22 protein-coding genes, 1 tRNA gene and 2 pseudogenes are annotated in these 25,222 nt (G+C 58.9%); 13 read left to right on the forward strand and 12 right to left on the reverse strand.

Annotated elements, in window-relative coordinates:
- The coding region (locus AC1RQ9_RS15495) for a transposase (RefSeq protein ID WP_485987717.1) at positions 1-158 on the forward strand (158 nt) is incomplete at its 5' end.
- 72 nt (positions 159-230) lie between these two features.
- On the opposite strand, the gene AC1RQ9_RS15500 is transcribed toward AC1RQ9_RS15495, so the two are convergent.
- Entirely contained in the window at positions 231-2,339 is a 2,109-nt protein-coding gene (locus AC1RQ9_RS15500) for a glycosyltransferase family 2 protein (RefSeq protein ID WP_485987685.1), read from the reverse strand.
- 157 nt (positions 2,340-2,496) lie between these two features.
- On the opposite strand from AC1RQ9_RS15500, the pseudogene AC1RQ9_RS15505 reads away from it, so the two are divergent.
- Positions 2,497-2,694, forward strand: a pseudogene (locus tag AC1RQ9_RS15505) (transposase); the annotation flags it as partial.
- A 7-nt stretch (positions 2,695-2,701) separates the two neighbouring features.
- Here AC1RQ9_RS15505 and AC1RQ9_RS15510 read toward each other — a convergent pair.
- Both AC1RQ9_RS15510 and AC1RQ9_RS15515 read right to left on the reverse strand, forming a co-directional pair.
- A pseudogene (locus tag AC1RQ9_RS15510) lies at positions 2,702-3,025 on the reverse strand (transposase); the annotation flags it as partial.
- Between the two features lie 293 nt (positions 3,026-3,318).
- Positions 3,319-4,380 (reverse strand): transporter, encoded by a 1,062-nt coding sequence (locus AC1RQ9_RS15515; protein ID WP_485987687.1) that lies wholly within the window; start codon positions 4,378-4,380, stop codon positions 3,319-3,321.
- On the opposite strand from AC1RQ9_RS15515, the gene AC1RQ9_RS15520 reads away from it, so the two are divergent.
- A complete protein-coding gene (locus tag AC1RQ9_RS15520; RefSeq protein ID WP_485987719.1) occupies positions 4,322-4,468 on the forward strand; it encodes a hypothetical protein in 147 nt (48 codons plus the stop codon). The genes AC1RQ9_RS15515 and AC1RQ9_RS15520 overlap by 59 nt on opposite strands.
- A 31-nt stretch (positions 4,469-4,499) precedes the next feature.
- Here the strand turns inward: AC1RQ9_RS15520 and AC1RQ9_RS15525 are convergent, their stop codons facing one another.
- The 3 genes from AC1RQ9_RS15525 to AC1RQ9_RS15535 form a co-directional block, all read right to left on the reverse strand.
- On the reverse strand, positions 4,500-4,892 hold the full coding sequence (locus AC1RQ9_RS15525) for a DUF3597 domain-containing protein (protein ID WP_193732881.1): 393 nt from the start codon (positions 4,890-4,892) through the stop codon (positions 4,500-4,502).
- Positions 4,893-4,969: 77 nt separating this feature from the next.
- Positions 4,970-6,268 carry an adenosylhomocysteinase gene (ahcY, locus tag AC1RQ9_RS15530; protein ID WP_485987689.1) on the reverse strand — a complete coding sequence of 433 codons (1,299 nt, stop codon included), beginning with the start codon at positions 6,266-6,268 and terminating at the stop codon, positions 4,970-4,972.
- Between the two features lie 80 nt (positions 6,269-6,348).
- Positions 6,349-7,398: a dipeptidase gene (locus tag AC1RQ9_RS15535; RefSeq protein ID WP_485987691.1), complete on the reverse strand. Its 1,050-nt coding sequence runs from the start codon at positions 7,396-7,398 to the stop codon at positions 6,349-6,351.
- Positions 7,399-7,589: 191 nt separating this feature from the next.
- On the opposite strand from AC1RQ9_RS15535, the gene AC1RQ9_RS15540 reads away from it, so the two are divergent.
- The 4 genes from AC1RQ9_RS15540 to AC1RQ9_RS15555 all read left to right on the forward strand — a co-directional run bounded on the left by AC1RQ9_RS15540 (position 7,590) and on the right by AC1RQ9_RS15555 (position 11,583).
- Positions 7,590-8,426 carry an aldo/keto reductase gene (locus AC1RQ9_RS15540; protein ID WP_485987693.1) on the forward strand — a complete coding sequence of 279 codons (837 nt, stop codon included), beginning with the start codon at positions 7,590-7,592 and terminating at the stop codon, positions 8,424-8,426.
- Between the two features lie 159 nt (positions 8,427-8,585).
- On the forward strand, positions 8,586-9,824 hold the full coding sequence (locus tag AC1RQ9_RS15545; protein WP_485987695.1) for a transglycosylase SLT domain-containing protein: 1,239 nt from the start codon (positions 8,586-8,588) through the stop codon (positions 9,822-9,824).
- A gap of 35 nt (positions 9,825-9,859) precedes the next feature.
- Positions 9,860-10,477 (forward strand): peroxiredoxin, encoded by a 618-nt coding sequence (locus tag AC1RQ9_RS15550; protein WP_485987697.1) that lies wholly within the window; start codon positions 9,860-9,862, stop codon positions 10,475-10,477.
- 380 nt (positions 10,478-10,857) lie between these two features.
- Positions 10,858-11,583: a CbtA family protein gene (locus tag AC1RQ9_RS15555; RefSeq protein WP_193732876.1), complete on the forward strand. Its 726-nt coding sequence runs from the start codon at positions 10,858-10,860 to the stop codon at positions 11,581-11,583.
- On the opposite strand, the gene AC1RQ9_RS15560 is transcribed toward AC1RQ9_RS15555, so the two are convergent.
- Complete coding sequence (locus tag AC1RQ9_RS15560) at positions 11,574-12,764, reverse strand: ABC transporter substrate-binding protein (protein ID WP_485987699.1); 1,191 nt, start codon at positions 12,762-12,764, stop codon at positions 11,574-11,576. The genes AC1RQ9_RS15555 and AC1RQ9_RS15560 overlap by 10 nt on opposite strands.
- 243 nt (positions 12,765-13,007) lie before the next feature.
- Here AC1RQ9_RS15560 and AC1RQ9_RS15565 point away from each other — a divergent pair, with 243 nt between their 5' ends.
- From AC1RQ9_RS15565 to AC1RQ9_RS15580, 4 genes are all read left to right on the forward strand, one after another.
- Positions 13,008-14,126 (forward strand): lysophospholipid acyltransferase family protein, encoded by a 1,119-nt coding sequence (locus AC1RQ9_RS15565; RefSeq protein ID WP_485987701.1) that lies wholly within the window; start codon positions 13,008-13,010, stop codon positions 14,124-14,126.
- 202 nt (positions 14,127-14,328) lie between these two features.
- Positions 14,329-16,518 (forward strand): EAL domain-containing protein, encoded by a 2,190-nt coding sequence (locus AC1RQ9_RS15570; RefSeq protein WP_485987703.1) that lies wholly within the window; start codon positions 14,329-14,331, stop codon positions 16,516-16,518.
- Between the two features lie 123 nt (positions 16,519-16,641).
- On the forward strand, positions 16,642-18,375 hold the full coding sequence (locus AC1RQ9_RS15575) for a putative bifunctional diguanylate cyclase/phosphodiesterase (protein WP_485987705.1): 1,734 nt from the start codon (positions 16,642-16,644) through the stop codon (positions 18,373-18,375).
- Positions 18,372-18,821 carry a hypothetical protein gene (locus tag AC1RQ9_RS15580; RefSeq protein WP_485987707.1) on the forward strand — a complete coding sequence of 150 codons (450 nt, stop codon included), beginning with the start codon at positions 18,372-18,374 and terminating at the stop codon, positions 18,819-18,821. The genes AC1RQ9_RS15575 and AC1RQ9_RS15580 overlap by 4 nt, the downstream gene beginning before the upstream one ends.
- 83 nt (positions 18,822-18,904) lie before the next feature.
- Here AC1RQ9_RS15580 and AC1RQ9_RS15585 read toward each other — a convergent pair whose 3' ends face one another.
- Together AC1RQ9_RS15585 and rfaE1 are read right to left on the reverse strand one after the other, a co-directional pair.
- Positions 18,905-20,035 carry an AGE family epimerase/isomerase gene (locus AC1RQ9_RS15585; protein WP_485987709.1) on the reverse strand — a complete coding sequence of 377 codons (1,131 nt, stop codon included), beginning with the start codon at positions 20,033-20,035 and terminating at the stop codon, positions 18,905-18,907.
- Entirely contained in the window at positions 20,032-21,492 is a 1,461-nt protein-coding gene (gene rfaE1, locus AC1RQ9_RS15590) for a D-glycero-beta-D-manno-heptose-7-phosphate kinase (RefSeq protein WP_485987710.1), read from the reverse strand. The genes AC1RQ9_RS15585 and rfaE1 overlap by 4 nt, the downstream gene beginning before the upstream one ends.
- Before the next feature lie 265 nt (positions 21,493-21,757).
- Between rfaE1 and AC1RQ9_RS15595 the strand changes: the two genes are divergently transcribed.
- Positions 21,758-21,964, forward strand: coding sequence for a hypothetical protein (locus tag AC1RQ9_RS15595; RefSeq protein ID WP_485987712.1), 207 nt, complete (start codon positions 21,758-21,760; stop codon positions 21,962-21,964).
- Here AC1RQ9_RS15595 and AC1RQ9_RS15600 read toward each other — a convergent pair.
- From AC1RQ9_RS15600 to AC1RQ9_RS15610, 3 genes are all read right to left on the reverse strand, one after another.
- A tRNA-Thr gene (locus AC1RQ9_RS15600) sits at positions 21,943-22,017 on the reverse strand. The genes AC1RQ9_RS15595 and AC1RQ9_RS15600 overlap by 22 nt on opposite strands.
- 98 nt (positions 22,018-22,115) lie before the next feature.
- Positions 22,116-22,529, reverse strand: coding sequence for an RNA polymerase-binding protein DksA (gene dksA, locus AC1RQ9_RS15605; RefSeq protein ID WP_010508899.1), 414 nt, complete (start codon positions 22,527-22,529; stop codon positions 22,116-22,118).
- A 111-nt stretch (positions 22,530-22,640) separates the two neighbouring features.
- Complete coding sequence (locus tag AC1RQ9_RS15610) at positions 22,641-24,353, reverse strand: efflux transporter outer membrane subunit (RefSeq protein WP_485987714.1); 1,713 nt, start codon at positions 24,351-24,353, stop codon at positions 22,641-22,643.
- Positions 24,354-24,450: 97 nt separating this feature from the next.
- Here AC1RQ9_RS15610 and AC1RQ9_RS15615 point away from each other — a divergent pair, with 97 nt between their 5' ends.
- Positions 24,451-25,167, forward strand: a complete 717-nt coding sequence (locus tag AC1RQ9_RS15615) for a TetR/AcrR family transcriptional regulator (RefSeq protein WP_485987716.1) — start codon at positions 24,451-24,453, stop codon at positions 25,165-25,167.
- Positions 25,168-25,222: the final 55 nt, after the last annotated feature.

Here is a 25,222-nt window from a genome sequence, read left to right on the forward strand (position 1 = left end):
GAAAAATCAGCTTCCAGCTCTACAAAAACAGAAACATCATTGAACGCTTCTTCGCCAGGCTGAAGCAGTTCAGAGGCATTGCAACACGCTACGACAAGCTGAAGTCAACATTCCTCGCAGCAGTGCAACTCGTTTCCGCCATCAGCGGAATTAACTGACGACACGCCGTAGGGTTTAAAAGATATGCATGGGGCCATTAATGCAAATGGCCCCATTAACGTATTGAAAATTCAGTTTTCAGCAGAAACGTACATTTCAAAATTTCCCTCTACAATATTGTAAGTATGCCCAGACAGATCAAAAAACAGACGGTCATCATTAATGGAAAAGTTGGAAAAAAACAAAATTTTGCAGAAATTTCCTAAAATATAAGATAAATCCAGAAATTCATATGAATATAATAAAATATAATCTGTATCATATTTCACAATATCATTACTTATTTTTATAATATCATCATTTTTTATATTGCATTTTTCCATATATATTAATTTAATATTAAAATTATCTCCAAATTTTTCTTCTAAATAATTTATTTTATTGTCTTTATCATGAACAATTATTATATTTTTCTTATTTTTTTTATCATATTCTCCATGTCTCCAAATTTTTTTGCGACGAGGAGGAAACGAAAGCTGATACAGTTGTGAAAAACTAAGATTATCATTATAGTATGGGTCGGAAAGCTTATAATATTGGGACTTTTCTTTTATGTATTCCAATTCACTACGATATGTATTTATCTTATCCGACGTCAGATCGAGACCTCTGGATATAGATTCATAATGCACAAACAATGGGTTAGAAATTACTATATTTCTATATCCATGTTCTTTTGATCGAATGCACAACAGTATATCATTAAATGCAATTTCCAGATTTTCATCAAACCCATTTATATGGCTAAATACATCTCGTCGAAGCGCCATGCATGCACCAGTGACTGCCAAGACCTCACGCGAGGCATTCATTAAACCCATATAACCAGGATCCTGTGCCTTTAAGCCAAGCCCAGCATGTTGCGCAAAATTTTGACCGCCTACGACACATCCGTTATGTTGAACGCGTCCGTTTCCATATAAAAGTTTACATCCTACGACACCGACGTCTTTTTTGCATAGTAAACGCTGTATCTGGGTAATCCAAGATCCGTCTAATAATTTAGTATCATCATTAAGAAATACGACTATATCTCCACTAGATTTAGAAAAACCTAAATTGTTTATTAAAGAATAATTAAATTTTTCCTTATATTCTAATATTTTTATATTTACCTTTTTTTGTAATTTACGGAAAAATTTTTCAGGAACCCCACTTTCGGATCCATTGTTAATAATAACAAATTCTATTAAATTAAGTGGGTATTCTGTTTTTTCTAATATGCTTTTTACACACCTCCGTATGTATTTGTAATTATTTTTAGTTGGTATTATTATACTAACGGTATTTTTGTTAATTTCGCAATTTTCAATTAATTTATAATTATAAGAGTGGTTATTTTCTTCTGCGGGAACAGAATTTAACAAAAATGGAATATGCAAGGCATTGGACTGAGAAATTTTTTGTGATATATTTATTACTGTTTCTCTAATACTAAATGTTTTATATAATTCTTCCAGAATATTTTCCTTAAAAAATATTGCATTATGTACAAAAATGCCGCCTTTTAAATAATCGACATGATTGAGTAATTCTAAGGAAAATTTTGGTTTAAACGCAGGTTTTATACTCCCGTCATTGAAAACATATTCATCATCAGAATAAGAAATAATTGTATCATTGTTGGCGCATAGAATATGCACCGAAAAATAATTGTCATGTAATTTAGATGTTCCGTATGAGATATATATTTTTTTATTATCTTTTATTTTTATTTTATCAAAATTTATATTAAAATTAAAATATTCAGAAATCTTATGAATTTCCTCCTTTTCTGGATGAGATATTTTATGTTTCGATATTATAAAAACTGTATCCACAAAAATATTCTGTTGACTAATGGTCTTGAGTGTTTCCAAAATGGAATCTATGTAAATATTATCTAAAATTAAAATAACAAAGATGGATTCTTTATAATTATTTTGAAAGTTTTCGAATATATATTTGTCATTTTCATTAAATTGTGGAAATTCTGATATCCATTTTTTATAATCATAGCAATAGTTTTGTTTTTTATTTAAAAAATACTTATACTTTCCTATAGCCCTAATTGGCTGCGTAATTTTCCATGATAAAGAATTGCGTATCCGATCATTCCGATTTTGATCAAGACGCAAATAGGTTCTATCGTTCATATACCGATTTAATAATTTTATATTTTCTTTAATGATCATTTTCATTCTAGAATAAGACCTTAGCAGATGTGTATTACGTATATTATATCATTTAAAATTCACATGAAAAGATATCCGGTTAGAGCCTGTTTGAGAATGTGTTGATGCGGTGGCCTGGGCGTGATTCAAGCTTGGGATATGGATCTGAGCAGGCCGTGGCCGGATGGCCGCACTGGAGAGGCGGTCAAAGCGCTACCCGACCGATCTGACGGACAGGGAATGGCTGTTTATTCAGCCGTTTCTGCCGTCAGCGGCCAAGCGCGGTCGCAAGCCTGCGGCGGACCTGCGCGATGTGCCTGATGCGCTTCGCTATCTGGCACGAACAGACGGTGGATGGCGGATGCTGCCGAACGGCTTCCCGTATCGGGGATCATGACTGCATGGACGCGGCCGCCACGCTTGAGCAGCTCAAAAACGGCGACCTTTCCTGCAGCACCTCGCCCTCTTTTATCTTTGCGATGTCCGCCGAAATAGCTTTCATCGACTTCGATCTCTCCTTCAAGGGGCACTTCCAGAGCATTATGCGCGACAATGATTTTCCGAAGCTTACGGTAAAACAGAGTCGCTGTATTGCGATTGACGCCGACAATTTCCGCAGCACTCCGCGCGGGTGCGCCCGCAACGAAGTGTTCCAGAAGGTGTCTTTGGGGGCAAGTGCCAAACGGCTGCGACGACGTACTTTCATATGACATATCAAGCCTTTATTGGCTTACCTATGCCAGCCCCATTGCATTTTTTTATAGCGCGAGTGAGAACGGATGGCGTTGGCCTAATGTGTTCGTCGAAAGACGGACCATCTGAGAATATGAGCGACGGGTAACCTGCGTTGGGAGAGTGTTACGACGAGGTGCCTGATTTCCTGTATGGATCAGCGGACAAGGACTGTCGTGTCTGCTGTATTCCTCTACCGGGACGTAATCCGCTGGAATGGCAGCCGTAGTGATATGGAAAGACCGACGATCGGTGTTCGGCCCCTATCCGTCGCTTACAGCAGCTTCATGATTTTGAGCAGCAGCCATGTGATCATCATGAACACAAAGCAGATACCGCCGGCTTCCACGGTTCCCAGCGGGCCGGATGCAAGGAACATGCCGCCCGTATTCATGCCGAAAAAACCGGTGACAAAGGTCGCGGGCAGCATCAGCGTGGTCACGATCGACACGGTGTACAGGCGGCGGTTGGTTTCTTCCGCCTGACCGGACGCCAGTTCGTCCTGCAGTGATCGTGCGCGGTCCTGCAGGGCCAGAAGGTCATCAAGGGCTGCATGGATCTGGCGCTGCGAACGATCGCGGATGTCATCTTCCGCCCATTCGGGCAGTTCCAGATCCTCGTTATGGAAAATGCGGTCCACGGGTGAGATCACGCGCCGCAGTTCGGTCGAACGGCGGCGCACGCGCCCGATCAGACCGCTTATGCGACCAAAATCAGTGTGCTGGTCCAGCGTCAGCAGCAGGTCCTCGGCACGGTCCAGCTGATCATCCAGCATGGCGATATTACGCCGTACGGTATCGGCAAATTCCAGCAGGGTATGATCGACCACTTCGGCAGGGGAGTCGTACGAAGCCCGCTGCATGGCCCGGTAAATGACCCCCAGGGCCGGAACCGGCTGGCGGCGTGTGGTGATCAGCAGGGTGGGCAGGACCGCGAAACGCCATGCGGACAGGTTCTTGTCGTCTTCCGACATGGCGTCGTCAAAGCCGGGCAGGGCGCCATAGACGATATCGTCTTCCGCCTCGACATTGGTGCCGCGATCCGTGCTGCCCAACGCAAGGCGCACTTCCTCAGGCAGGCAGGGAATGGCCTGGATATGGGCGCGGCTGGCGGTATGGACGATATCGTAATGTAGCCAGACCCAGGTGGCTGGCTCATCGGGGGGGTAGCCTTCAAGCGCGCGGGCGATCTGTTCATCCGTCAGGCGCTCAGGCTTCTGGCCCGGCTGGCAGGCAATGGCCCATACCAGTCCGTTGGAGACAGAGGACGCGGATAACATGTCGACAGACAACCCAGTGGTATTGTCCGTCATGGGGAAATCGGGGACGTTTCCCATCGCGTATCCCTCCGTCATGCTGCCGGTCTGGCCGGTTCTGGTGGCTATGTCCGTGGCTGATACAAAACGGGCGGCCGGTGGCTTTTGACCACGCGCCCGCCCGTTACGCCAGCGGCGTCTTACTTCATCAGGTCAGGGGAGACCTTGCCGCCATTTTCCGCCAGCTTCTGCATGACCTGCTTGATCAGCCAGATATTCATGGACGCGGAATCGTTCATGTCGCCGGTGTAATGCAGTTCCGTCGCCAGCTGCTTGCGCGCGGTAAGCGAGCTGTCCAGGCCCAGCAGCTTCAGCAGGTCCACGATGGAAGTCTGCCAGTTCAGCTTTTCCGGGTTTTTGGCCGCCAGCGCGCTCAGCACCGCGTCCACGTCAACCGGCTGTGCCGGGGCGGCAGGTGCCGCAGTCGCTGCGGGTGCAGCAGCAGGTGCTGCAGTGGTTGCAGCGGCAGGGGTGGCGGCTGCAGCGGTGTGGCTGCCGAAAATCTTGGACAGGATTGAACCGAAGATGCTCATGTTCTCTTTCTCCATCACATGATGTGGTCCGACGGATGCCGGACCCCTCACGCATATGTTAGGGACGTTTGCAGTGCTTAGTAACGATACAGGTCATTCTTGAACGGGCCATTGACCGGCACGCCGATATAATCCGCCTGCGTCTTCGACAGTTTCGATAGCTTCGCACCCACCTTCGCGAGGTGGAGGAAAGCCACCTTCTCATCCAGGTGCTTGGGCAGGGTATAGACCTTGTTTTCGTACTTGCCTTCCGGTGCCTGCCACAGATCGATCTGTGCCAGCGTCTGGTTGGTGAACGACGCGGACATGACGAAGGACGGGTGGCCCGTCGCGTTACCCAGGTTCACCAGGCGGCCTTCGGACAGGACGATCAGGCGCTTGCCGTCGGGGAAGACGACCTCATCCACCTGCGGCTTGATGTTGTCCCATTTGTAGTTGCGCAGGGCGTTGATCTGGATTTCGGAATCGAAGTGCCCGATGTTGCACACGATGGCGCGGTTCTTCATTTCGCGCATGTGCTCGATGGTGATGACGCCCTCGTTACCGGTCGCGGTGACAAAGATATCGCCGCGGGGCGCACCTTCTTCCATCGTCACGACCTCATAGCCTTCCATCGCGGCCTGCAGGGCGCAGATGGGGTCGACTTCGGTCACCAGCACGCGGCAGCCCGCGTTGCGCAGGGACGCGGCAGAACCCTTGCCCACGTCGCCATAACCGGCAACCACGGCAACCTTGCCCGCCATCATCACATCCGTGCCACGGCGGATCGCATCCACCAGGCTTTCACGGCAGCCATACAGGTTGTCGAACTTCGACTTCGTGACGCTGTCGTTGACGTTGATGGCCGGAACCTTCAGCAGGCCATTCTTGGCCATGTCCCATAGGCGATGCACGCCGGTCGTGGTCTCTTCGGAGACGCCACGCACGTCATTAAGCATCTCGGGATACTTCTCGTGCATAAGCGTCGTCAGGTCGCCGCCGTCGTCGAGGATCATGTTCGGTGTCCAGCCATCCGGACCCTTGATGGTCTGCTCGATGCACCACCAGAACTCGTCCTCGGTCAGGCCCTTCCACGCGAACACGGGCACGCCGGTTGCGGCGATGGCGGCGGCGGCCTGGTCCTGGGTCGAGAAGATGTTGCACGAAGACCAGCGGACCGTGGCGCCGAGCGCCGTCAGGGTCTCGATCAACACGGCGGTCTGGATCGTCATGTGCAGGCAGCCGGCGATGCGCGCGCCCTTCAGCGGCTTGGATTCGCCATATTCCGCACGGAGCGCCATAAGCCCCGGCATTTCGCCTTCCGCGATCGAGATTTCCTTGCGGCCCCACTCGGCAAGCGAGATGTCCTTGACCTTGTAGTCGGTGCTGGTGGTCATTTCTTATCCTGTATTCGTCAATGCGGCACAGGATATACCCCGTCGGGCGCGCGTGATCCAGAGCACGCGGGATTCCATGTTCACGCGAACGTGCTGGCGACCTCTTCCGCCTGCTTCAGGATCCGCAGGAAATTTTCCCCCCACAGGGCCGCGATCTGGCTGCGGTCATAGCCACGACGCAGCAGTTCTGCCGTAAGATTGGGCGATTCCGATGCATCGGGCCAGCCGCGTATGCCGCCGCCACCATCGAAATCGGACGAGATGCCAACATGCTTGATTCCGATTCGCTGCACGGCGTAATCGATATGGTCCACGAAGTCCGCCACCGTGACCGGGCGTATGTCGCGCACGTCACGCGGGCGCAGGAAGGCGTCCATGGCGGTAATGTGGATGACCCCGCCACAGGTCTTCAGCGCGTCAAGCTGCCCGTCATCAAGGTTGCGCGGGTGATCGCACAGGGCGCGCACGCAGGAATGGCTGGCAAAGACCGGCGCGCGGGACAGTTCGACCGCCTGCATCATGGTGTCGCGTGACGTGTGCGAGACATCGACCAGCATGCCCACGCGGTTCATCTCGGCCACGGCATCCCGGCCCAGGCCGGACAGCCCGTGATGCAGCGTTTCGGGATCATCAAGATGGTGCATGGGCCGCGCCGAGTCGGCCAGCTGGTTATGACCGTTATGCGTCAGCGTCATGTAACGTGCGCCCAGGGCACGGAACCGCGCGATCAGCGACAGGTCCTCGCCAATTGCATAACCGTTTTCCACGGCGGGGATAATGGCGATTTCATCCGCATCACAGGCCGAGCGCATCGCCGCCGCCGTATCGCATACCCGCACGCCGGGGATCTGGCCCGTCTCCCCGATCACGCGCAGCATGGCTTCCGCCCGGGTGGAGGCCGCCTCATGCCCTGCCGCGTCACGCGCGCCCTGGCCCACATAGGCCACAAGACATGCCGCCCGCAGGCCGCCTGCGCGCATGCGCGGCAGGTCCACCCGCCGCGACGGCGCGCCCGTGGCGAAGTCGCCGCGATCCGGCCACGGGATGTCCACATGGGTATCAATGGTCAGCAGCGTGCGGTGCAGTTCCATCGCATCGGTGACGGAAATGTCGGTTGGTGTGTCAGTCATGGGGGCCTCCAGCAATGGTGATAATGAACCACATGCAGCCCAGTCCTGAAAACTGGGCATAAACCAAAAGTGGTTACCTGTCGTTAGGGTAGGGACCGGCGACGCACGTCCAGCCCCCGGCCCGGTCGCCACCCTGCCGCCTGTGCGCCGGGGCACCATAGCCGCCGGGAGCGCCTGACGAAGGAACGACCATGACGACCTCCATCCCCCTGCTCAAGCTGAATGACGGCCACAAGATCCCCGCCATGGGGTTCGGCACCTATCCGCTGGACAACCCGCAGGCCGAAAAGGCAGTGCGGGAGGCCCTGACGGCGGGCTATCGCCTGTTCGATACGGCGTCGCGTTACGGAAACGAAAGCGGGGTGGGGACCGGACTGGTCAGCTTCGACATCGGGCGTGAGGATATTTTCGTCACCACCAAGCTGCGCGGTGCCGACCAAGGATATGACAGCACGCTGCGCGCGTTTGACGAAAGCCTTGAACGCCTGAAGATGAGTTATGTTGACCTTTACCTCATCCACTGGCCGCTGCCCGCCAAGGACCAGTATGTCGAAAGCTGGAAGGCGATGATCCGCCTGCAGAAGGAAGGTCGCATCCGTTCGATCGGCGTCTCCAACTTCCTGCCTGAACACCTGCAGCGCCTGATTGATGAAACCGGCGTCACCCCCGCCGTCAACCAGATCGAGATGCATGCCGATTTCGCGCAGTCGGAACAGGTCGCCCTGCACAAGAAGCTGGGTATCCTGACCGAGGCATGGAGTCCGCTGGGGCGTGGCAAACTGCTGGAAAACCCCGTTGTCAAACGGATTGCGGACCGGCATGGCAAGTCCACGGCGCAGGTCCTGCTGCGCTGGGTGATCGATTGTGGCGTGGTACCCATTCCCAAGAGTGCGCATCCCGACCGCATGCGCGCCAACCTGCATGCGTTCGATTTCCAGTTGACGACGGATGACATGAGCGACCTTGCCACGCTCGACAGCCCCCACAACCGCACCGGTGGCGATCCCGCCACCTATGTCGAGGAATAAAAGGCTGTTTTGAAAGAACGGAAGTTTTCGGGTGTTGCCTTTTTTCAAAAAGGCGGCGTTCTTTGGAGCTTTTTGAAAAAAGCTTCACCAAAAACTTTTCTATGAATTCGCATCAACCTGACCTGCCGGTTACATCACGGACATGCTGGCGGGTCAGGATTGCACAAGCCAGAGCCACGCTGTTATGGTGCGCCCGCCCGTCCCGTCGGGCGGGCCATGTTGGCGCGTCTGCCTTGGGAAAATGGGCATGACCGGGATCACACCACCAGCATGGCACCAGCGCAGGCAGTAGCGGCATCTGACGAACATGGCGGCCTGACCGCGCAGGCTTCCCCCACGCGCCGGTCCCTGCGATGGCTGGCGCTGGGATTTGCGGGCATGCTGGCCGCCTGCGCCCACAATCCTTCGCCCGAAATGAGCGAGGAACAGATCCTTCACGAGGCCGAGTCCTATCGTGCCCGTGCCCAGAGCAACTATACCCCGCCGGGACCGCCGGAAGACCCATGGGGGCCTTATATCAACGCGGCTTCGCAGCGCTTTGACGTGCCCAGTGTCTGGATCCGCGAGGTCATGCGACGCGAGTCGGGTGGTCAGCTTTACCATAATGGCCAGTTCGTGACCTCGCTGCCCGGCGCCATGGGGCTGATGCAACTCATGCCGCCGACCTATGATGCGATGCGGGCGCGCTACAACCTTGGTCCCGATGCCTATGACCCGCACGACAATATCGAGGCGGGTACGGCCTATATCCGTGAAATGTATGACATTTACGGTTCTCCCGGTTTTCTTGCCGCCTATAATAGCGGGCCGGGACGGCTGGATGACTTCCTCGACCGCTATCATACCCTGCCCAAGGAAACGCGTGATTACGTCGCCTCCATCGGGCCACGGATCGCGGGCAGCACGCCCATAAACCGTTCGCAGGCCGACCTGCTGGTGGAAGCGCGCGCCCTGGCCCGCGCGCAGGCGGCGCAGAATGCGCGTGGCGGGCAGAGCCGGGGCCGCCAGCTTCTGGCATCCGTCCCGCGTGGGGGCGCGGCCGATACGCCGTCGCCCGAAGCTGCTGCCGTGCGCGCGGCATGGAGTGCCCGTGAACAGAGTGGCCTGTCCCCGATGGCCGCTGCCGGAACCCACCCCGGCGTCATCAGCATGGCGAACAGCCATGACTGGGTGGTGCAGGTCGGTGCCTATGGATCGATCGGGCAGGCGGAGCATGCGGCAGGACAGGCGCGGGCGAAGGTTTCGTTCAGCGGCGCACGCACGCAGGTCGCGACCGTTGCATCGGGGCGCCGTCATGTCTATCGTGCAAGGCTGACCGGCCTGTCGCACGAAGCGGCCCAGCAGGTCTGTCAGCGACTGGGCGGATCAGGGTGCCAGATCCTGCCGCCAACCACATGAAGGCATGGACCCTGCCCTGCAGGGTGTGAGGACACATGAGGTATTTTTACAGGCGTTCCCGCTGGTCCCTGCCGGGACTGTGCCTGCCGCTGGTCGGTGTTATGGCGTTTGCCGGCTTTGTCTGTTTTTCCCCCGCGCGTGCGGCCCTGCCGGTTGGCAGCCAGGCCCCGATGTTTGATGCGCAGGCTACCACCAATGGCAGCGAGTTCAATTTCCGCCTGGCTGATGCGCTGCGGCAGGGGCCGGTGGTGCTGTATTTCTACCCCGCCGCCTTTACCCGTGGCTGCACCATGGAAGCGCATGACTTCGCCAACGCCATGGACCAGTACAAGGCGCTCGGCGCCACCGTCATTGGCGTTTCCACCGATGACATGCACACCCTCGACCGCTTTTCCGTAAGCGAGGGCCATGGTCGTTTCCCCGTCGCGACCGACCCGAAGGGTCAGATCGCAAAGATGTATGACAGTCACCTGCCGCTGGTGAACCGCGCCAGCCGTACGTCCTATGTCATCGCCCCCGATGGCAAGGTGATCTACGCCTACAGCGCCCTGTCGCCCAAGGGGCATGTCAGCGGAACACTGGATGCGCTGAAGCAGTGGCGCGCGGCGCAGGGCAACGCCAGCAAGGTCACGCTGCCCGCAAAGCCCCAGTAAAAGCCGATTTCAAAATAATATCCTGATAAAGATAAAAGTTTTTGGGTGCCGCCTTTTTGCAAAAAGGTGGCGTTCCTTGAAGCTTTTTGAAAAAAGCTTCACCAGAAACTTTTTATAATTTCAGATAGATTTCTGAAGTAGCCCTCAGGGTCGCAACATTGACTTGCGTTCACCGCACGGTATTGACTGGTCTTTCCGTATCCGTGGGGAGAAGCCGGTGGGATTCCGGCACGGTCGCGCCACTGTACACTGCAGCTTTTGCGGAAGTCAGACCTCCCGGCGGATAGAACTGCATTCCGTTACGGGACGCGCTTTCCCGACAGGAGATCTGACCCCATGTCTTTCATTCATTCTCTCCCGCCGCATCGGGATATGCCCTGATGGCCGGACGCCTCCTGCTGCGTGGCATGCTGGCGGGCATTGCCGCCGCCGCCCTTGCATTCCTGTTTGCCCGTGTGTTCGGTGAACCGCAGGTCAATCTTGCCATTGCCTTCGAATCCGCCATGGATGCGGCATCGGGTGAGCCACCGGAACCCGAACTGGTCAGCCGGGGCGTGCAGGCATCCCTTGGGCTGTTGACGGCTGCCGTCATGTATGGCGCGGCGTATGGCGGGCTGTTTGCGCTGGTGTTCTCGCTGGCGTATGGGCGCATCGGCCGCTTTTCGCCGCGCATGCTGTCCATGCTGCTGGCGGGGGCGGGATTCCTGGCCGTGGTGCTGGTGCCGGACCTGAAATACCCGGCCAATCCCCCCGCGGTGGGACAGCCGGAAACCATTGGCCTGCGCACGACAGCCTATTTTGAAATGGTTGTCTTTTCGCTGTGTGCGCTGACGCTGGCGGTCCTGTCCGGGCGCGCGCTGGCCACGCGCCTTGGTAACTGGGGTGCGACGTTATGCGGCGGCGCGGTGTTCGTGGTGCTGGTGGCGCTGCTGCAATGGGCGCTGCCCGATATCAGTGAAGTGCCGGACAATTTCCCCGCCGCCCTGCTGTGGCGCTTCCGCGAGGCCGCCCTTGGCATGCAGATCGTGCTGTGGGGCAGCCTCGGGCTGGTCTTCGGCATGATGGCCGACCGGCTGCTGGGGCGTGGTATACCCCGTTACGGCTGATCCGGCGTATCATCCCCATCGTGGCTGCCGCCGATTCTGTCCGGTGTCGGGGCCGTGGAGGGGATGTTTTCCTTCATGACCCTGTCCCATATCGCATGCAGCTTGATGTCCATGGCGTCATCCAGCACGGGGAAGGGATGGCTTGCCGCGATATAGGCAGGCTGTTGGTCCCAGTGCAGGGCGGCTTTCGTATCGGCATCCAGCGGCGCGTTGGTGTTGGCGGGCATGCCCCAGAAACATGATGACGTGGCCAGTCGCGCCTGTGCCGCGGGCGTGCGCAGGTATTGCGCGAACGCCAGCGCCAGTGCCTTGCGTTGCGAGGCCTCGATGATCGAGATGCCATGCTGCCACCGGATACCGCCCTGCCGGGGTAGGGTGAAGGTCAGGTCCGGCCGCTGTTTCGGAATATCGGGTTGCGCCGTGGGCGTACTGACCGTGCCGCCTTCGCCCACGCCCGCCGTGGTCCATGCGCCGCCGCCTACGACAATATCCACCACGCCATCGGCCAGCGCCTGCTGCACGCTGGCGCTATCGCCCACCAGTGTCGCATTGGCGCGCAGGGCCGCCAGCTTGTCCTGCAATGCAGGCAGGTCGGCATCCGTCAGGTGCGCGGGATCAAGCCCCAGCGCCAGGGCGATATAGGACAGGATGGGCAGGTAGCTGTCATAAATCGCGATATGCCCGTGATAACGTGGCTGCCACACCGCGTTGATGTCCTGCATGTCCTGTGCGCTGACATGGGCCTGGTTGAAGGCAACCGCGTGGAAACCGTATTTTTCCGGCACGGAATACAGCCGCCCCTGATATGAACCGGCGGCTGGACTGGCAATGGCGGCGGGAATGCCATCCGATGGAAAATCCGCCGGGTCCAGCGGCGCCAGCAGGCCGGCGGCCGCCAGTTGCGGGGCGGCGGTTTCCTCCAGGATCACCACGTCCCAGTCACCTGCCTGCGACTGGCGCAGAATGTTTCGGGCGCTGGCGGTGCTGTCGATATCCTTGAAATGGACCCGTACCTTGTTGGCCTGTTCAAAGGGGCCGAGCAGTTCCGGGTCCTCATGGTCACACCATGTCAGCACGTTCAGCACATCATCCGCCGCCCGCGTCGGGCCGGGCTGGAGGGCTGCAAGGATGATGAAGGCGGTCGTGGCGGCAAGGAAGCCGCGACGGCTGCATGCGGACATAAGAGACAACTCCTGAAGGATAGGCCCCCAACATGGACGGGTATGCACGATGGGTCCAGTCAGGAAGGATTACAGATACGGCAGATGGGCTTCATGGCACGTATATATATCCATGCACCCATAATATGACCGTATGATGAAAGGGTTGATGCATGCCGCGTCGTTGCGTGCAGGACACGTCCCGTGCCTTGCACGCTTTCGCCATATTGTCCCGTGCCATCAGGTGGGGCTATGGATAGGCGCATGATCGCCGATTTCATCCGCCGTCTTGCCCGGCGTCGCGCCCCACAGCCTGTGTCCCGCTCCACGTCACGCGCCAACCGTCCGGTGATCGCGCCGCAGCCCGGATCGGTCGCGGAACGGGATATCGCCAACACAACGGTCATGCCATCGGGGCGGATACGGGCCTATGCCCGGACCGCGCGCGGGGTGGGCCGTCTGGCCGCCATCACCGTGTGGGTGCCGCTGTCGGTCGGGTTCGAGGCGGTGCTGCTGCTGGTGCCCGGCACGGCCAAGATCCGGTGGACGCGCATGGTCTGGGGCGGGCTGTGCTTGCTCCTGTCGCTGCGCATCCGCGTGGTGGGACGCAGGGCAGGCGGCGTGGGCGGCAGGCGCGCACGGCAGGAAGGCGAGCGCCCGGTAATTTACGTGTCCAACCATTCCTCATGGCTGGATGTGCCGGTGCTGGGCACGGTGCTGCCATCCAATTTCGTGGCCAAGGGCGATATCGAGGGCTGGCCTATCATGGGCCTCGTCTCGCGCATCGGCCGGACCATATTCGTCAGCCGCCAGCGCAGCACCACCGGCCGCGAACGTGACGAAATGCTGCACCGCCTGATGGTGGAAGGCGACAACCTGATCCTGTTTCCCGAAGGCACGTCGTCCGATGGGTCGCGGGTGCTGCCATTTCTGTCGGCCTTTTTCGCCATTGCCAAGCCGCCGCGCCTGCCACCGGGCAAGGGGCCGGTGGAACCGGAAAGCGAGGCGGAAGCCATTGCGGCGCGTCCCGGCATGACGCCGCTGATCCAGCCGGTATCGGTGGTGTATGACCAGCTGGAAGGCGTGCCGGTCAACCGCGCGCGCCGCCCGGTCTTTGCCTGGTATGGCGACATGGAGCTTGGCCCGCATGTGTGGCAGCTGGTCAAGTGGCGTTCGATGCGTGCGACCGTGCTGCTGCATGCGCCGCTGGATCCCAATGATTTCCCCAGCCGCAAGGCGCTGGCGCAGGCGACATGGCGTGCGGTGGCTGCGGGGGCGGCCGAACTGCGCCAGAACCAGCCACAGCCGGAAAGTGAAACCGCGTATGCCTGCCGCCCGTTGGCGGGCCTGTTGCCACAGGATCTTGAACGGAGCCGGAACTGAGGGCTTTGTGTCAAGATTGAGGCATGTCATGTTTCCCCTATCCCTTAACCCGTAGGGTAGCCTCCCAATCGACGGTCCCGGTGGTGTCTGCCGCTGGATAGGGCTGGTCTGTCCGGCATGGTACCGCAGGCGTACCGGCCACGATCAGGATTAAAGTGATCTCACATGGCGCGACGGTCGTGCCAACGTTCTGGAGTTTACGGTGGATCAGCCGAAGATAAGCGCCGATGTCCTGCTGTCCGCAATGGAGCAGGCCATTGATCCGATGGTCGTGATTGATGAGCATAACAGCATCATCTTCTTCAATGCCGCGGCCGAGCGGATATGGGGCCTGTCGCGTACACAGGTCATGGGACAGAATGTCAGCTGCCTTGTGCCACAGGCGGACCGTGCGCTGCATGACAGCTATATCGACCGTAACCGCGAGACGGGCGTAGGCCGCATTGTCGGCACATCGCGTGAGGTGGAATTCCGTCGCGCCAATGGCGAATCTGTCTGCGGTGAACTGTCGATTTCGCGCGTGCAGGTGGGTGAGACAGGCAGGATCTACTACATCGCCGTCATGAAGGACGTGACGGAACAGAGCCGCCAGCGCAAGATCCTGATCCTGCAGAACGAAGTGCTCCAGTCGCTGGCGTCCGATGTGACCCTGCAGGAAGTGGGGGACCGGCTGTGCCGCCGCGTGGACGGTTTCGTGCCCGGTGGGGTGGCAGCACTCATCATGTTTGACAGCGCGCACAAGGTCAGCGTCACGTCTTCCCCCGGCATGCCCAACCGCTACCGCACGGCGCTGGACAGCATGCAGCTGACACCCGAACAGATCGACGCGCTGCGCAGTGCGCCCGGCAACAGCAATGCCGTGGTGTGGGATGGGTATTCCTCCCTTGCCCGCTCACTGGGGCTGGAGCGGTGCTGCTCTTCCGCCATCATTTCCCGCACGGGACAGGTCATGGGTGTGTTCGCCGTGTACCTGCGTGATGACGATCCCTCGCTGGCATGGCCCGAACGGGTGGTTGCGACCTGCATGCCCCTGTGCGCGCTGGCGATCGAACAGAACCAGACGCGCCAGCATATCGCCCAGCTGTCCAATTTCGACAGCCTGACCGGGCTGCTGAACCGTACGTCGCTGCATAATGTCATCGAACGCCTGATCATGCGAGGCGGGGACAGCCAGTTCTCGCTGTTCATGGTGGATATCGACCGTTTCCGCGACATCAACGACGCGCTGGGTCATGTGAATGCCGATCGTTTCCTGATCGAGATCGGTCGCCGCATCCGCGCGCTGGTCAATGACGAATATATCGTCAGTCGTTCGGGTGGGGACGAATTCATCATTGTCGTGCCCGACTGTTCGCACAGGCGCGCGGAGCAGTTTGCCGAAAACCTGATCAATTCGATCGCCAAGCCCCTGCAGGTAGGTGAGAACACGCTGAGCATTTCATGCTGCGTGGGCATCAGCACCTTCCCCGAAAACGGGCCGGACAGCGAATCCCTGCTCAGCCTGGCCGATGCCGCGGCCCGACAGGCGAAGGAGGACGGGCGGGGCCTGTACCGCTTCGCCGGGCATGAAAAGAACCAGGTGGCGCAGGAACGGCTGATGCTGGGCTCCGCGCTGCGTGACTCGCTGGCCAAGGGCATGCTGAGGCTGCATTACCAGCCGCAGGTGGAAACCATGACCGGGGGCCTGTACGGGGTCGAGGCCCTGTCGCGGTGGCATCATCCCACACTGGGCAACATCTATCCGTCCCGCTTCATCGCGGTGGCGGAGGATACGGGGCAGATCGAGGCCATTGGCCGGTGGTCGCTACAGGAAGCCTGTAGGCAGATGGTGAAATGGGACCGTGACGGGGTGCATGTGCCTACGGTTGCGGTCAACCTGTCGGCGGTGCATTTCCGCAACCGCGCGCTGCCGGAATATATCAACAACCTGCTGAAGCATCATGACCTGACACCAGACCGCCTGACGGTGGAAATCACCGAAAGCGTGATGATGGACAACAGCAGTGACACGGAAGATGTACTGTACGCCATCCGCAAGCTGGATGTCGGGCTGTCGATGGATGATTTTGGCACGGGATATTCGTCGCTGTCGCGGCTGACGCGCCTGCCGCTGACGGAAATCAAGATCGATCGCAGTTTCATCAATGATTTCGAGCATGACACCAACGCGCAGGCCGTGACCATGGCCGTGATCGGCATTGGTTCGCGTCTGGGCATGACGGTGGTGACCGAAGGGGTCGAGACCGAGCAGCAGTGGCGTCTGCTGGAGGAACTGCATTGTGACGTAATGCAGGGTTACCTGTTCGCGAAACCCCTGCCGCCGGAGGATCTGGAAAAATGGTTCCGTGAACGGCAGGAACGTGGGTCGTTCCTTATCCCGACCAAGGTGTAATATGATGTGGTCTCTGGTCTGGCGTAGGTGCATGGGTATATCATGCAGCGCTTCGGTCCTGTTGCCGGGCTGATTTCATGAAGCATTCTGTTCTGTTTTTTATTGTAGGTTCCAGGCGGGAATATGGCATTGCAACACGATGATCGGCTGCGGGCACTGACACATCAGGATGCGGATTTCTGGGCCGACCTGGTTGATAGTGTCCTGATCGTCGCCATTACCGACACACAGGGGGTCATCACCTATGTGAATGACCGTTTTTGTGAAATCAGTCAGTACTCACGGGGGGAACTGATCGGTTCCACGCACCGGATCGTCAATTCCGGTTATCATGACGCGGATTTCTTCCGGGATCTGTACCGCACCATCGAGGCGGGCGAACTGTGGCAGGGCAATATCTGCAACCGTGCCAAGGACGGGTCGCTGTACTGGGTGGCGACCACCATCATCCCCAAAAAAGACAGGCAGGGCCGGATACAGGGCTATGTTGCCAGCCGGTTCGAGATTACCGAACTGATGAACACCCGTGACCGCCTGTGTGAACTGGCGGAAACGGATACGCTGACCGGGCTGCTCAACCGGGGCGGGTTCAATACCGCGCTGGCCGATGAAATCGCGCGCTGCCGTGAGGCCGGCGGCGGTGGGATACCCCAGCCCGCGCTGGCCATGTTCGACCTTGATGGCTTCAAGCAGATCAATGACGTGCATGGCCACCATGCGGGTGACATCGTGCTGCGCGCCATTGCCTCGCGCCTGATTGAAATGACCCATCCCGATGATCCTGTCAGCCGTCTGGGCGGGGATGAGTTTGCGGTGATCCTGCATCGCACGCTGGAGGACGTATCGCTGGAGCGGTACATGGACCGCCTGCAGGGTGTGCTGGAACGTCCCATTGACATTGAAACGGTGACCGTAAGTGTTGCGGGCAGCATTGGCGCGGTGCTGCTCGATGGCACCGACACGATGGAAGACGTGCAGAAAAACGCCGACATGGCGATGTATGCCGCCAAGCGCGCGGGCGGCAAGCAGTCGCAGATGTTCACCCGCAGCCTCCGTGAGCGCGCGCAGGCCCGTGTTTCCATCCTGAGCGAGGCGCGGTGCGGTGTCGAACGCAACCAGTTCGAAGTCTATTACCAGCCGATCCTGAACTGCCGCACGCTTGAAGTGGACCAGATCGAGGCACTGCTGCGCTGGCAGCACCCCGAGCGCGGCCTGCTGGCGGCGGAGGATTTTTCCGACGTGTTCACCGATGCCGGCCTGGCGCAGGCCATGGGGCCCCGCATGATCGAGGCCTTCCGCCATGACGTGTGCATGTGGAACGAGAAGGGCCAGCCCGCGCGCCAGCTTGCCATCAACCTGTCACGCATGGACCTGATCCGTGATGACTACCAGCGTGAGCTGGAGGAATCGCTCAGGCGTTTCAACATGTCCCCGGACAGCTTCGTGCTGGAAGTGACCGAGGCGATGCTGCACGGTCGCCGGGCGGATCAGGGGATCCGCAACCTGCGTGAACTGGCGCGTTCGGGTTTCCGCATTGCACTGGATAATTTCGGCAAGGGGATTACCGTGCTGAACCACCTGCGCGAACTGCCCTTTTCACAGGTCAAGATCGACCAGAGCATGGTCGCCAACATCGTGGGCAATCCCGATGCCTGCATGGTGCTGTCCAGCCTGATCGATATGGGACAGGGTTTCGGGATGGAAATTACCGTCGAAGGTGTCGAAAACCGCGAACAGTTTGATCTGGTCATGCAGATGAATCCAGAGCGGATACAGGGCTTCTATATTTCCTCCGCCCTGTCATCGCAGGATATCCTCAAGCTGCCATCGCATTTTGAAGGGGTCGCCCGCGCATGACCGATACCCCCCGTAACGTGGCTGCCCGGATTGGTGATGACCTGCCGCGCATTGATGTGATCGAACTGGCCAATACGCGGCGCATCATGCATGCCGAACGGCATAATGACGGGTCGCGCATGCCCCTGTTCGTTCCCACTGCGGCATGGGCGAAACTGCTGGAACTGCACTGCACCGGTGATGATACGCCCCAGCATCCGCGCCTTGCCCCGTCACGTGTGATGGATGGGCTGGAACGCGCGCTTGGCCGTATCATGACGGAGGTGGCGCGCCATGACGCCGCGGATGATGAACCCCTGCGCCCGGCCTATGTCGTGACATCCGACCTGTTTGGCGCGGAAGGCCCGGTGGATATCCGCATGGTGGTGGACCGCACGACCGGGGTTGCCTGCATGCTGGCGGGACCGCCCGCGGATATCGCAGCCCTTGGGCTGGATAATCTGTAATCAGGGAAGTTTTTGGTGAAGCTTTTTTCAAAAAGCTTCAAGGGATGCTGTCTTTTTGAAAAAAAGGCGACACCCGGAAACGTTTATCCAGCGCCCGCCCTGCCATCAGTCAGGTCGCAGACCGCTCCGTAAATATGGTACAGCGAACTGGCGGGCATATGATCCATGGCCGGTGTCCCGTCCGCGTTCAGGCGGTCGATCCACCCTCCATTCAGGTGGGGCGGGATATAATGGGTGGCGAAATGCGCCAGCACGCCCGCGATTATGCCCGATGACCCCGTATTCGTTCCAAGGGAGCGCATCAGTTCCGTCTGGGGCCAGATGCGCGTGCCCCCGTCCATGACCCGCCCATCCTGCCCCACCGCATTGCGGATGACGGGGGGATGGGCGGACGCGGTATGGGCCAGGGCAACCCGATGCAGCCGTTCGGCAACCTGCCGGATACCGTCCGCATCCCGTGGTGCGCACAGACGCAGGTATTCATGCAGCAGCCATGACCATTCCAGCAGGTGACCCGGTTCCGCCCGGTTCTGGCCCGCAGGGTGAAGGGGGCGCCAGTCAGCAGCGAAATCTTCCAGCAGCAGGCCGCTGGCCGGGTCGATGAAGCGCGTGGTGGCCAGCGTGATCAATCTGGAGGCACGGTCACGGTAAATATCCTCTCCCGTGGCTTCGAACAGCGCCAGCCATGCTTCCAGCAGGTGCATATGGGGGTTCTGTCGCCGGATGGCGTCATGGGGCGGCACGGCATCCATGAATCCCGGGCCGGAGGTGCGGAATATGGCCTCCAGTTCTGTCGCGGCGTCTCCCGCGCGGCGTCGCAGGCCCGGATCGCCCGACAGGCGGTAAGCCCACGCATGGGCATACAGGATGAAGGCATGGGCGTACAGGTCCCGCCGCCCGTCGGCGGGCCGCCCGTCGGGGGCAACGGAGAAAACCCACCCCGCCGCGCCATCGGCACGGTGGTAGCGGCGTTCGACTTCCGCAAGGCAGCGCAGGGCCATCTCCCCCGTGGGCGAGTCGCCACGCAGGGCTGCGCGGCAATAGGTCGCGATCTGGCGGGCCTGCACCATCAGGCGCAGGGCGGGCAGGGGGATTGGGCGTCCGTTGAAATCAAGCCGTTCATGGAACAGGGTCCGATCCCTGTCGAACCCATTTTCAGACCATAGCGGCAGGGCCTGGCGGACAGCCCATGTCTGGAAGCGGGCAGGTGTCACGCCGGGGTATCAGTCTCGGCTCCGGGCCGTCCGGCCACCTGCCGCACAAGCGAAGTGGTTGATCGGCCGGGCATGATGTCAACCAGCACGACACGGCCGCCATTGGCTTTTACAATATCGCCGCCCACCACTTCATCCTCGCGATAATCAGCACCCTTTACGATGACATCGGGCAGGATCATGCGGATGGTGTCCTCTGGCGTGTCCTGGTCAAACAGCACGACCAGATCGACATTGCGCAGCGCGCCGATCACGGTGGCCCGTGCGCGTTCATCCTGTATGGGACGGCTTTCTCCCTTCAGGCGGCGGACGGAGCGGTCGGTATTCAGCGCCACGATCAGTTTGTCCCCCTGTGCCGCAGCCTTCTGTATCAGGGCGATATGACCGGGATGCAGCAGATCGAAACACCCGTTGGTAAAGACAACCCGTGCCCCATGGTGCCGCCAGTCCCGCGCCATGGCCGCCGCCTGTTCAGGGGAGACGCATTTTCCCGAATCCGGCATGTCGCGCATCAGCGCGTGGCTGAGTTCGGCGCGTGAAACGGTGGTCGTGCCCAGCTTGCCTACCGCCACGGCGGCGGCCGTATTGGCGATGGTCACCGCCGTTTCCATGGGCTGTCCCGCCGACAGGATGGCGGCCACGGTTGCGACCACGCAGTCCCCCGCGCCCGAGACATCAAAGACCTCGGCCGCCCGGCTACGCACATGGCTGACCGTCCCGTCATCCTGCCACAGGGTCATGCCTTCTTCCGAACGGGTGACCAGCACGCTGCCACCAAACTGCGCACCTGCTGCCTGCGCTGCGGCAATGATCTGGTCATCGGTCCGCACCGGCAGGCCCGTGGCCCGTCCCAGTTCCTGCCGGTTGGGCGTAACCAGCGTCGCCCCGCGATAGGCGGCAAAGGACATGCGCTTGGGATCGACAATGACGGGAATGCCCCGCATGCGGGCGCGTGCAATGATTTTTTCCAGCACACCGTCATCCAGCACGCCCTTGCCATAATCCGAGCAGATCAGGATGTCGGCCCCGTCTATGGCCGTATAGGCCCTGTCCACCAGTTCGGCCTGTATGGCGGGACCAGGGGGATGGGTGTCCTCGTTATCAATGCGCACGATCTGCTGGCGGCCGCTCATGACCCGTGTCTTGGTCGTGGTCTGGCGATGGGCGTCGCGTACCAGGCCACGGCAGTTGATCTGGTCCCACCGTGCAAGGGTCTGGATCAGATAGTCTGCGTATTCATCTGTCCCCACCAGCCCGACAAGCGAGACGCGCGCGCCCAGTGCCGCAGCATTTGCCGCCACATTGGCAGCCCCGCCAGCTACGGTATTGAGGTGTTCATGCACCAGCACCGGCACGGGGGCTTCGGGGGAGATACGGTCAATCCGGCCGGAAATATAACGGTCCAGTATTACATCGCCCACAATGGCAATGTTTCCGAAATGCATGTTCTCGATCATGGAGGTGCCTACCGTTCCCGTCCCCGCCTGCGGCACTGCTTTAATATGGGATCCATGCCCTTCACAAGAACAAGTGATGCCATCCGTCCGCCCCGCCTGTGTTGCGCGATGGGGTCAGGCAGTCACGGCAGCATATGCGGCCACACGCACGGGGTCGAGGGGGGACAGGGAACGTCCATGCATTCGCCAGAAGGGTGGGTGATGCTGCGGATAGAGAGAACACGGTCCCTCATACGCCACGGCAACCTTTGCCGCATGGATGGCGATGGTAGGCGTGCCCTTTGAGATGGTCGCCAAGTTTTTGGAAAACAGTATCGAGATGATCGCGCGGGTCTATGGACACCACGGCCCGGACTGGCTGAAAAACGCCACTGACGCCCTATCGGTATTCTCTGGTCCACATGGACCAAACAAAACAGAAATGCGGAACAACAAAATCCAGGGAAATCATGGTGCTGCTGGACAGGATTGAACTGTCGACCTCTCCCTTACCAAGGGAGTGCTCTACCACTGAGCTACAGCAGCACTGTATGCGCGCTTCCTAACTTTTCCTGCATCGGCTGGCAACCCCCTTTTGTCGTATTCTGGCAAATTGGGGTCATCCAGCCCGAAGGCAAGGGGCGTCAGTCGTCGCGGTGGATGCGTTCCATGCGTTCGTGGCGTTCCTGTGCCTCGATCGAAAGGGTCGCGATGGGGCGGGCTTCCAGCCGTTTCAGGCCGATGGGTTCGCCCGTTTCCTCGCAATAGCCGTAGGTGCCGGCCTCGATGCGCAGCAGCGCCTGGTTGATCTTGGAAATCAGCTTGCGCGCCCGGTCGCGCGTGCGCAGTTCCAGCGCGCGGTCCGTCTCGACACTGGCACGGTCGGTAATATCCGCTTCGTGAATGCCGCCTTCGGACAGGCTGGCCAGTGTCTCGTCCGCTTCCTTGAGGAGATCCGCGCGCCACTTTAGCAGTTTGAGGCGGAAATATTCCACCTGCTGCGGATTCATGAATTCCTCATCATCCGAAGGGCGATAATCGGGGGGCAATGTAATCATGATGACAGGTCCCTGCGCCGTGGTTCCGTGTGGCGGCGTGTGCCAATCCAGTCGGGAACGGGGCGGCTTATACTAGCAAGGCGCGTGCGCGCCAAGCCTTTAACGCCGGATTCAGGCCGGTTGGTGCGATGGAGCGGGGGTGGAGGTGGCTGCGGGCGTGGTGGTCGTGGCGGGGGATTGCGTTGCCTTCGCCTGCTTCGTGCGGGGGGCGGGTTCGGGGTATGTGGTTTCCCAGCCGCCACCCAGTGCGTTGTAAAGACGGACAAGATTGCCCGATATGGTGGCCGTGCTGGTGGTCAGGTCGGATTGTGCGCCCAGGTACTGGCGCTGGCTGTCCAGCACGTTCAGGTAGGTGACCATGCCGTGACGGTACTGGTCCTGCGCCAGTTGCAGGGCATGGTGGCTGGCTTCCATGCGCTGGGTCAGGTTGTCATGGCGGACCTGTTCATCGGTATAGGCGGTCAGCGCGTTATCAATGTCATGCCATGCGCCCAGCACGGTCTGCTGGTAGCTGATGGCTGCTTCCTTCTGCGCCGCCTTGCGCAGTTCCAGTTGTCCGCGCAGGCGTCCGCCCTGGAAGATAGGCAGGGTGATGGACGGGCCGACATTCCATGCCTTGGCGTTCCAGAAACCCAGATCGCGGAAGGACAGGGATTCAAACCCGAACCCGGCATTGATCGTCACGCGCGGATAGAATTCGGCCACGGCCTCGCCCACCTGCGCGGTTGCGGCGTGGAGGTTGGCTTCGGCGCGGCGGATATCAGGACGGCGGCGCGCCAGTTCGGACGGTACGCCGACGGGCACGCGCGGCGGCACGGGGGGGATGGCGGAGGCGGTCAGCAGTTCGTCGGACAGGGCGCGCGGCGGCTCGCCCATAAGCAGGCTGAGTGCGTTGACCTGTGCCACCAGCTGCTGCTCAAGCTGGGGCAGTTGCGCCAGCGTGTTCTGGTACTGCACCCGGGCCTGTTCCACTTCCATGTCGCTGGCCAGTCCCTTGGCGTAGCGCTGCTGGTTCAGGTCCAGCATGGATTTGGCCACGTCGCGGTTTTCCATGACGATACGCAGCTGTTCCTGCGTGTTGCGCAGGTCCATGTAATCGCGCGCGACTTCGGCCTGGCGTGAAATCAGCATGCCGCGCCGAGCTTCGTTCGTGGCCTGCGTCTGGGCGGCGGCAGCTTCATACTGGCGACGCACGCGGCCCCACAGGTCCACTTCCCATGTGGCGTCAATGCTGTCGCGCCACTGGTTGAACAGCGGGATCTTGGCCTGTCCGGGCTGCAGATTTGCCAAGGCCGGTGCCTGTTCCATTACGCCCGGGCTGCCCTCCACATCGGTTACGATCCGCTGCAGCATCTTGGTGCTGTACTGCTGGCGGGCGTATGACCCGCTGGCCGACATGGCGGGGTAGCGTTCGGCGCCTGCGATACGCAGTTCCGCGCGGCTTTGCGCCATGCGGTAGGCATAGCGGCGGACATCAAGGTTGTCGGTGGCGACGCGCTGTTCCAGCTTTGTCAGTTCGGGATCGTTGAAGATGGTCCACCACGCGGTATCGGGGTCATCCGACGTGGTCTGGCTTGCGACCTGCGCGAGCGTGCCATCCTTGCCGGTCGTGGCGATACGCTTCGGGCCGCCATATTCCTTGGGCGTCCAAGGGGTCGGCTTGTGGAAGTTCGGGCCAACCGCACACCCGGCGGTCATGACCGACAACCCAACCACCGCCGTGCGCCATGAAAATCCCCTACCCACCAACGCGGCCCCCTGTTGTCCCTGATAACAGTTGATATAAACCTGTATGCCCTTGGCATGGTTTCGCGGCCATGCCATGAATTGACCGATCAGTTCGGTCAGTCCCCTAGCCTATCGGCTTTCCTCACGGGGTCAATCGAAAGTACGCACCGATATTGGGAGCAGGGTGATTTCCATGGGTACCACGTCAGAGCATCGGGGCCAAACACAGGCCGAAAGCTGCCCGCTGTCCGGTGCGTCCGCGGCCAAGCGCCAGCAGATCCTGGCCGGTGCCGCGCGTGTCTTTGCCCGGCAGGGATACGAAGGGGCCAGCATGTCGGGCATCGCCCGGGATGCGGGCGTGTCCAAGGGAACGCTGTATAATTATTTCGAAAGCAAGGCCATGCTGTTCTCCGCCTTCGTGGAACAGTGCGCGTGCGAGAAGATGCCCCTACTGTTCAGCCGGATTGACGAAGGGGCCAACCTGACGGAATCGCTCGAACACCTTGCCGTGGCCATGATCCGGCTGCTGACATCGCCGCTGTCGCTCATGCTCCACCGCATCATCATTTCGGAGGCGGGCAACTTCCCCGACCTCGCCGAAACCTTCTGGAAGCATGGACCGGAGAAGGCCATTGGCATCCTGTCGGCGTGGCTCATGCAGCACAATGACGCGGGCGTGCTGAACATTCCCGACCCGGTTTTCGCGGCGGAACAGTTCTATGGCCTGTGCCAGACCCGGATCGTGGCGCGCGCACGGCTGCAACTGCCGGTCAATACGGATGAGGCGCATATCGAATTCATCGCCCGCTCCGCCGTGCGGACGTTCCTCAATGCCTATCTGCGTGACGCCCCGCGCCAGCCCCCGGTCGTGATGGAATGCCCGGGATCCGGTACCGGTTCGACATCATAAAAGTTTTCGGGTGCCGCCTTTTTTCATAAACACGGCGTGCCTTCTGAAGCTTTTT

Source organism: Komagataeibacter ossonobensis (assembly GCF_057359305.1).